At 72.2% G+C, this 8,356-nt stretch carries 7 protein-coding genes; 3 read left to right on the top strand and 4 right to left on the bottom strand.

Features of this window, described 5'->3' with window-relative positions; all coding sequences use genetic code 11:
- The 3 genes from AB0958_RS43510 to glgB all read left to right on the top strand — a co-directional run.
- Window positions 1-333, top strand: a 333-nt coding sequence (locus AB0958_RS43510) for an alpha-glucosidase C-terminal domain-containing protein (protein WP_366896022.1), incomplete at its 5' end; no start/stop codon positions are given.
- Window positions 334-421: 88 nt separating this feature from the next.
- Window positions 422-1,792 (top strand): maltokinase, encoded by a 1,371-nt coding sequence (locus AB0958_RS43505; protein ID WP_366896021.1) that lies wholly within the window; start codon window positions 422-424, stop codon window positions 1,790-1,792.
- 17 nt (window positions 1,793-1,809) lie between these two features.
- Complete coding sequence (glgB, locus tag AB0958_RS43500) at window positions 1,810-3,996, top strand: 1,4-alpha-glucan branching enzyme (RefSeq protein WP_366896020.1); 2,187 nt, start codon at window positions 1,810-1,812, stop codon at window positions 3,994-3,996.
- A gap of 177 nt (window positions 3,997-4,173) precedes the next feature.
- On the opposite strand, the gene AB0958_RS43495 is transcribed toward glgB, so the two are convergent.
- From AB0958_RS43495 to AB0958_RS43480, 4 genes are all read right to left on the bottom strand, one after another.
- The gene (locus tag AB0958_RS43495) at window positions 4,174-6,414 is read right to left on the bottom strand and encodes a UvrD-helicase domain-containing protein (protein WP_366896019.1); all 2,241 of its coding nucleotides are present in this window, start codon (window positions 6,412-6,414) and stop codon (window positions 4,174-4,176) included.
- A 191-nt stretch (window positions 6,415-6,605) separates the two neighbouring features.
- Window positions 6,606-6,941, bottom strand: a complete 336-nt coding sequence (locus tag AB0958_RS43490) for a thioredoxin domain-containing protein (RefSeq protein ID WP_366896018.1) — start codon at window positions 6,939-6,941, stop codon at window positions 6,606-6,608.
- Window positions 6,938-7,366, bottom strand: coding sequence for a MerR family transcriptional regulator (locus AB0958_RS43485; RefSeq protein WP_366896017.1), 429 nt, complete (start codon window positions 7,364-7,366; stop codon window positions 6,938-6,940). Before AB0958_RS43485 ends, AB0958_RS43490 begins: the two co-directional genes overlap by 4 nt.
- A gap of 29 nt (window positions 7,367-7,395) precedes the next feature.
- On the bottom strand, window positions 7,396-8,169 hold the full coding sequence (locus AB0958_RS43480; protein ID WP_366896016.1) for a DUF2127 domain-containing protein: 774 nt from the start codon (window positions 8,167-8,169) through the stop codon (window positions 7,396-7,398).
- Between the last annotated feature and the right edge of the window lie 187 nt (window positions 8,170-8,356).

The raw sequence follows: 8,356 nt of genomic DNA, 5'->3' as shown, positions 1-8,356 counted from the left end.
CCGTCCTCCCTGCTGCACTGGACCCGGCGGATGATCGAGATCCGCAAGCAGAATCCTGCCTTCGGACTGGGGTCCTACACCGAACTCCAGTCGTCGAACCCGGCGGTGATCGCGTTCCTGCGGGAGTACGAGGACGACCTGGTCCTGTGTGTGCACAACTTCTCCAGGTTCGCCCAGCCGACGGAACTGGACCTGCGCCGGTTCAACGGGCGGCACCCGGTGGAGCTGTTCGGCGGGGTGCGGTTCCCGGCGATCGGCGAGCTGCCGTACCTGCTGACCCTGGCCGGGCACGGCTTCTACTGGTTCCGCCTGCGCACCGACACGGCTCAATAGACGAGAGCCCGGGCGGGTCGGTTTCCTCCGGCCCGCCCGGGGCACGCAGCAGTAAAGCCCCCGACGACCCGGGGAAAGGACGTGCCGCATGGCGGAAACGGTCACCCCCTCCACATCCGCTCTCCTCGCCTCGCTCGACCCCCTGCTGCGCGAGTGGCTGCCCCGGCAGCGCTGGTTCGCCGGCAAGGGGCGCCCGGTCGCCGGATTCTCCCCGGTGGCCGAGACCGAACTGCTGCCGCCCGACGGCAGGGTGGGTCTGTACCATCTGCTGGTCCGCGCCGAGCAGCCGCCGGTGCCCGCCGAGGCCGGCGACTGCTACCAGCTCCTCATAGGGGTGCGCGAGGCGCTGCCGCCCCATCTGGCGCCCGCGCTGATCGGCCATGTGCCCGACGGTCCGCTGGCCGGGCACACGGTGTACGACGCCCTGTACGACCCCCGGCCCGCCGAGGTCCTCCTGGAGGCGCTGCGTTCTCGGGCCCGCATCGGTGGCCTGCGCTTCGAACGGGACCCCGGCCAGGAGATACGCGACGGGCTGGTGGCCCGCCTCCTGACCGCCGAGCAGTCCAACTCGTCGGTGGTCTACGGAGATACGTTCATCCTGAAGCTCTTGCGCCGGGTGGTGCCCGGCGTCAACCCCGATCTGGAGATACCCCTGGCGCTGGCCCGCGAGGGCTGCGCCCGGGTGCCCGCCCCGACCGCCTGGCTGCGGGCGGAGCTGGGCGGTGAACCGTACGTCCTGGCCGTCCTGCAACCCTTCGTGCACGGCGCGACCGACGGCTGGGAGCTGGCGCTGCGCGAGCTGGCCAAGGCCGAGGACTTCACCGCCGAGGCACGGGCGCTGGGTCGGGCCACCGCCGAGGTGCACACGGCGCTGGCGCACGCGCTGCCCACCGTCACCCTCGGCCACAGCCAGCTGGAGCCGCTGGTCGGCGGCATGCTGGAGCGCCTCGCGGCGGCCGCGCAGGCGGTCCCGGCGCTGCGGCCGTACGAGGACGGGCTGCGGTCCGCCTACACGGCGCTGGCGGAGCTGGCGGCCGAGGGCCGTACCTGGACGGCCCAGCGGGTGCACGGCGATCTGCACCTGGGGCAGTGCCTGCGCGCGCCGTCCGGGGAATGGTCGCTGATCGACTTCGAGGGAGAGCCGGCCCGTCCGCTGGCCGAACGCCGGATGCCGCAGCCGCCGGTGCGGGACGTGGCCGGGATGCTGCGCTCCTTCGACTACGCGGCCCACTCGGTGACCCCGCCGGTCCCCGGCTGGGCGGCCGCGTGCCGAGCCGCCTACTGCTCCGGCTACGCCGAGATCACCGGCGCCGACCCGCGCACCGACCCCGTCCTGCTGCGGGCCTACGAGACGGACAAGGCCGTCTACGAGGTCGTCTACGAGGCCAGGCACCGCCCCGACTGGCTTCCCGTGCCCCTGTCGGCCGTCCGCCGCCTCGCCACCTCCGACCTGACCTGATCCCGGGAGACCCGTCCGTGACCTCCAAGAAGCCCGCACCCGTAGCCCCCGACGACCGCGATCGGCTGCTGCTCGGCACGCACCACGACCCGCACTCCGTGCTGGGCGCGCACCCGGTGCCGGGCGGCGGGACGGCCGTGCGCGCGTTCCGGCCGTTCGCCCGTGCGGTGACGGTCGTCGCCGGCCGGGATCTGCGGGCCGAGCTGCACGACGACGGCGACGGCTTCTTCTCGGCCCTGCTCCCCCTGTCCGACGTACCGGTGTACCGGCTGCTGGTGGAGTACGACGGCACGGTCCTGGAGACCGAGGACGCGTACCGTTTCCTGCCCACGCTCGGTGATCTGGACCTGCATCTGATCGGGGAGGGCCGGCACGAGCGGCTGTGGGAGGCGCTCGGCGCGCATCCGACGGTCCACCAGGGCGTGGCGGGCACCCGGTTCGCGGTGTGGGCGCCGAACGCCCGGGGGGTGCGGGTGGCCGGCGGCTTCAACTTCTGGGACGGCGCCGGGTTCCCGATGCGCTCGCTCGGCTCCTCCGGGGTCTGGGAGCTGTTCGTGCCCGGGATCGGCGAGGGCGAGCTGTACAAGTTCGACATCGCCCGCCCGGACGGTTCGCGCACCCTGCGGGCCGATCCCATGGCCCGCCGCACGGAGGCGCCGCCGGCCACCTCGTCGATCGTGCACGCCTCCCACCACGAGTGGACGGACGGGCAGTGGATGGCGCACCGCGCCGACACCCCCGTCCACGAGGCCCCCTTCTCCGTCTACGAGGTGCACCTGCCGTCCTGGCGCCCCGGCCTGACCTACCGCGACCTCGCGGAGCAGCTGCCCGCCTACGTGGCCGAGCTGGGCTTCACGCACGTCGAGCTGATGCCGGTCGCCGAGCATCCCTTCGGCGGCTCCTGGGGCTACCAGGTCACCGGCTTCTACGCGCCGACGGCCCGCCTCGGCACCCCCGACGACTTCAAGTACCTGGTCGACGCGCTGCACCGGGCGGGCATCGGCGTCCTGATGGACTGGGTGCCGGCGCACTTCCCGCGGGACGAGTGGGCACTGGCCCAGTTCGACGGCCGCCCGCTGTACGAGCACTCCGATCCGCTGCGGGCCGCGCACCCCGACTGGGGCACCCTGGAGTTCGACTTCGGCCGCCGCGAGGTGCGCAACTTCCTGGTGGCGAACGCCGTCTACTGGTGCGAGGAGTTCCACATCGACGGGCTGCGGGTGGACGCGGTCGCGTCGATGCTCTACCTCGACTACTCGCGCGAGCCGGGCCAGTGGACGCCGAACGAGCACGGCGGCCGGGAGAACCTGGACGCGGTGGCGTTCCTCCAGGAGATGAACGCCACCGTCTACCGCCGGGTCCCGGGCGTCGTCACCATCGCCGAGGAGTCGACGGCCTGGGAGGGGGTCACCCGCGCCACGGACGGCGGCGGTCTCGGCTTCGGCCTGAAGTGGAACATGGGCTGGATGCACGACTCGCTGGAGTACATGACGCACGAGCCGGTGCACCGCAGGTACCACCACCACGAGATGACCTTCTCGATGGTCTACGCGTACAGCGAGAACTACGTGCTGCCCATATCCCACGACGAGGTGGTGCACGGCAAGCGGTCGCTGGTCTCGAAGATGCCGGGCGACTGGTGGCAGCAGCGCGCGAGCGAACGCGCCTACCTGGGCTTCATGTGGGCCCACCCGGGCAAGCAACTGCTCTTCATGGGGCAGGAGTTCGCGCAGGGCGCGGAGTGGTCGGAGGTGCGCGGCCCGGACTGGTGGCTGCTGGACCCGGCATACGGCGCGGAGGCCGACCACCGGGGCGTGCGGGACCTGGTCCGTGACCTCAACGCGGTGTACCGGGCCACCCCGGCACTGTGGCAGCGGGACACCTCCCCCGCCGGTTTCCGGTGGATAGCGGGCGACGCGGCCGAGGACAACGTCCTCGCGTTCCTCAGGTACGACGCGGACGGCACCCCGCTGCTCGCGGTCTGCCACTTCTCCCCGGTGGTCCGCCACGACTACCGCCTCGGCGTCCCGGACGAGATCCCCGCCTGGCACGAGACCCTCAACACGGACGCGGCCCCCTACGGCGGCAGCGGTGTCACCAACCCGGACCCGGTGAAACCGGAGCCCCACCCGTCCCACGGCCGCCCCACCAGCATCCGCCTGACCCTGCCCCCGCTGTCCACGGTGTGGCTGCGGCCGGCCTAGCTCGGACAGTGACCGGGTCGACGTTCTTCGAGACCGCGGCCGGGGGCTGCGCGGCGGTGCAGCGCGGGGAACCGGCCTTCCCGACCGCGCTGTGCGCGTCGCCCGCGCCCATGTCCGCCGCGCTGCACCCCGGCTACCCGCCGCCGTCGCCCGGCGGGAGTCCCGGTGCGAGCCCCGCTACGGCGCGGTGACCGCGGTGGACAGTGCCTCCGGCAGCTCCTGGGTGTACAGCACGCCCAGCCGCTGGGTGGCCCGGGTCAGGGCGACGTAGAGGTCGCTCGTGCCGTAGCGGCCCGGCTCCACCACCAGGACCGAGTCGAACTCGAGGCCCTTGGCCTGGCGGGGGTCGAGCAGGACGACCGTGCGGGTCAGATCCGGCTCGGCGCCCGCCGTGACGCCGTCCAGCCGGACGGCCAGCGCGCGGTGCAGGTCACGCGGGGCGACGACGGCCAGCCGGCCCTCGGCCGGGGTGAGTTCGGCGACCGCCTTGGCCACGGCCTCGGACAGGTCGCCGTCGGCCCGGCGGATCCAGGGCCGTACGCCCGTCGACCGGACCGAGCTCGGTGGTTCGAAGTCCGGGTGCTCGGCGCGGACCACGGCCGCGGCGAGGTCCATGATCTCGGACGGGGTGCGGTAGTTGACCCCGAGCCGGGTGTGCTCCCAGCGGTCCGCCACGTACGGTTCGAGGATCTGCGACCAGGAGCCGACGCCCGCCGCCTCCGCGGTCTGGGCCGGGTCGCCGACCAGGGTCATGGAGCGGGTCGGGCTGCGCCGCATGAGCAGCCGCCAGGCCATCGGGGACAGCTCCTGGGCCTCGTCGACGATGATGTGCCCGAAGGCCCAGGTGCGGTCGGCCGCCGCCCGCTCGGCCGCGCTGCGGAAGTCCTCCTCCTCCTGACGTTCGGCGAACCGCTCGGCGTCGATGATGTCGTGCGCGGAGAGGACCTCCGAGGCGTCGGGGTCGTCGTCCTCCTTGTCGTCGAACTCGTAGGTGCGGGAGGCGTAGGAGACGTCGAGGACACCCTGCGCGTAGGCGATCTGCGTCTCGCGTTCGCGTTCGGCGCGGGCGCGGGCGGCGCGTTCGTCGACGCCCAGCAGTTCGGCCGCCTCGTCCAGGAGGGGGACGTCCGAGACGGTCCAGGCCCGGGTGACCGGGCGGCGGATCGCGGCCGCGTCCTCGGGGCCGAGGTACCGCTCCGGTTCGGCGAGGAAGTCGGCGACCAGGCGCCGCGGGGTCAGCAGCGGCCACAGCCGGTCGACGGCGGCCCAGACCTCGGGGTTCTCGGCGAGTTCGTCGCGGATCTGGGTGATGTCGGAGGCGTCCAGGAGACTGCTGCCGTCGAAGGGGTCGGTGCCGACCCGTTCCGCGTACAGCTCGGTGAGGGTGTTGAGGATGTGGCCCTCGAAGTACTCCCGGGCCACGTTGTGCGGGAGCCGGGCGGCCCGGGTGCGCTCGCGGGCCACGTTGACCAGGCCGTCGTCGAGCATCAGCACCTCGCGGTCGTGCTCGACGGTGATGACCGGATCGGGCAGCGCCTGCCGGTCGCGTACGACGGCGGCCAGCACGTCGGCCATCTCCGCGCGCCCCTTCACCGCGGCGGCCGCCGGGGAGTCCGCGACCGTCGCCTTCACGCCGGGGAACAGCTCACCGACCGTCGCGAGCAGCACACCGGTCTCGCCGAGCGAGGGCAGCACCTCGCCGATGTAGCCGAGGAAGGCGGGGTTCGGGCCGACGATCAGCACCGCCCGCTTGGCGAGCAGCTCCCGGTGTTCGTAGAGGAGGTAGGCGGCCCGGTGCAGCGCGACCGCGGTCTTTCCGGTTCCCGGGCCGCCCTCGACCACCAGCACTCCCCGGTGGGGTGCCCGGATGATCTCGTCCTGTTCGGCCTGGATGGTCTGCACGATGTCGTTCATCCGGCCGGTGCGGGCCGAGGTGAGGGCGGCGAGCAGCACGGCGTCGCCGGACGGGTCCTCGTGCCCGGTGCGCTCGCGGTCGCCGAGGTCGAGGATCTCGTCGTGCAGGGAGGTGACCCGGCGGCCGTCGGTGCCGATGTGCCGGCGGCGGCGCAGGCCCATCGGGGTGTGGCCGGTGGCCAGGTAGAAGGGGCGGGCGACCTCGGCCCGCCAGTCGACGAGGACCGGGGTGCGCTCGGCGTCGTCCAGGCGCAGCCCGATCCGGCCGATGTGGTGCCTGGTGCCGGAGGTCAGGTCGATCCGGCCGAAGCAGAGGGAGCCGTCGACGGCGTTCAGCGCGGCGAGCAGTCCGGAGCGTTCGGCGACCAGGATGTCCCGCTCCAGGCGGGCCTGCATCGGCTTGTCGCCGAGGGCGAGGGCGTCCGCGACCGAGCCCTCGGTGTCACCGCGCAGCGCGTCCACCCGTTCGTACAGTCCGTCGATGAATTCCTGCTCGTGCCGCAATTCATCATCTGGAAAGTCGGTGTTTGACAATTCCGCTCCCGCCCGGATATACTGTGCCCACTGAACTTCTTAACGTTCTCTTCGCGTTCCGATCGACTTAGCCGCCGATACGAAGTCGCGAACTCTTGAATATACGCAAAGAAATCCCCCGAGCGCAATTGCCCGGGGGATTCTTCGTATGACGGAGCGGTTCAGCCCAGTGCGTCGTTCAGCTCCTCGACCAGCCGCCGCTTCGGCCGCGCGCCCACCATCGAGCGCACCGGCTCACCGCTCCGGAACACCATGAAGGTCGGCATCGACAGCACCCGGTAGGCGTTGGTCGTCTCCGGATTGGTGTCCACGTCCAGCTGGACCACCTTCAGCCGCTCGCCCTCCTCCGCCGCCAGCGCCGTGAGCACCGGTCCCATCTGCCGGCACGGCGGGCACCAGTCGGCGGTGAACTCCACCAGCACCGGCACCTCGGACCCGATCACCTCCGCCGCGAAGTCCGCGTCCGTCACCTCGGCCACACCCGCCGCTCTGATCATGGAAAGACCCCTCCCAGCTCGCACACGGGTTCCGGACCACCCGGAGCCCCCGCGTCGGCGGCCAGCTCGTCCCGGGCCCGCTCGGCCCGCTCCAGCTGCGCCCCCACCGTCGCGCGCACGGCCTGCAACTCGCCGATCAGCGAGTCCAGCTCCGCGAGCTTGCGCCGGTAGACCGCGAGCGAGGCGGGGCACGTGTCGCCCTCCGGGTGCCCGGCCCGCAGACACTCCACGAACGGCCGGGTCTCCTCCAGCTCGAACCCGAAGTCCCGCAGCGTCCGGATCTGCCGGAGCAGCAACAGGTCGCTCTCGTCGTACGTCCGGTGACCGTTCCCGGAGCGCCGCGCGGGCAGCAGCCCGCGCGCCTCGTAGTACCGCAGGGTGCGCGTGGTGGTCCCGGCCCGTGCGGCCAGCTCGCCGATTCGCATGCGTACGACCGTAGGCGTTGACGTCGACGTCAAGGCAAGGTCGGCTGGAGCCCTGCGGACTCCTCGACCTCCAGCAGCGAGGCGCTGTGCCGTTCCTCGTCGAAGGCCCGGCGCCCGCCGCGCAGCCCGAACAGCCGTTTCGCGAGGGCGATGTAGAGCACGGCGAGGATGTTCAGCACCAGCGTGGCGATCTTCAGGTAACTGACCTTCTCGGTGAGTTCCCAGATCTCCAGCGGCAGGAACGCGGCGGTGGCGACCACGGTCAGGTATTCGGCCCAGCGCTTGGCGTACCAGAGGCCGACCGCCTCGACGAGTTCGATCAGCGCGTACGCCAGCAGCAGTCCCGCGACCAGCAGCAGGGTGGAATGCCGGTAACCGAAGGCCTTCTGGATGGAGCCGACGACCGGTGAGTGGTCGAGGTCGTAGTGGAAGTGCCGGAAGACCGGCCGGAAGGTGTCCAGGTACTCGTTGAACAGCCGGCGCACGGCGTCCTGGCTGTTGGAGAACTTCCACACCGCCACCGCGACCAGCACGATGAACACTCCGCGCACGGCCCGCTCGATGGCCAGGAAGCGCAGGATGAACAGGTCCCGCAGCACCTTCCCGCGCGGCACCAGCGGGGCGTCGGCGGCCGGCCCCGAGCCGTGCGGCTCGCCGAGGACGAAGTCCCCGCAGCGCAGACAGCGCCACACGTCCCCGATCGCGGTCTGGGCGTGCAGCCGCACCCGCAGCCGCGGGTCGTCGGGTGCGTAGGTCACATGCCCCTTGCGCGCACAGTGCCGCCGATCCCAGTCGATCTTCATCCCCCGACCCTCCACATGCCACGTGCCGTTCCCGTTGAACAGGAACGGCACGTTAGTGGATACGGGTGACGAGCGGGGGCGAGGGGTGGGCCGGCCTCCGGGCGGCTGAGCGACGGGGGGGAGTCCCAGCCGCCCTGGGCGTGCTGCCCGGCCGTGAGCGGGCCGAGGCCCTCGCCCACCTCGACGG

Origin of the sequence: Streptomyces sp. NPDC006655, from assembly GCF_040703965.1 — a bacterium.
In the GTDB taxonomy this organism is placed as follows: Bacteria; Actinomycetota; Actinomycetes; order Streptomycetales; family Streptomycetaceae; genus Streptomyces.
This window is presented reverse-complemented; position numbering and strand designations above follow the sequence as displayed.

What these genes read in the sequence shown, in the direction of transcription:
- AB0958_RS43480 (WP_366896016.1), bottom strand. Translation starts at nt 8,169, where the DNA reads ATGAAGATCGACTGGGATCGGCGGCACTGTGCGCGCAAGGGGCATGTG.
- AB0958_RS43505 (WP_366896021.1), top strand. Translation starts at nt 422, where the DNA reads ATGGCGGAAACGGTCACCCCCTCCACATCCGCTCTCCTCGCCTCGCTC.
- AB0958_RS43490 (WP_366896018.1), bottom strand. Translation starts at nt 6,941, where the DNA reads ATGATCAGAGCGGCGGGTGTGGCCGAGGTGACGGACGCGGACTTCGCG.
- AB0958_RS43485 (WP_366896017.1), bottom strand. Translation starts at nt 7,366, where the DNA reads ATGCGAATCGGCGAGCTGGCCGCACGGGCCGGGACCACCACGCGCACC.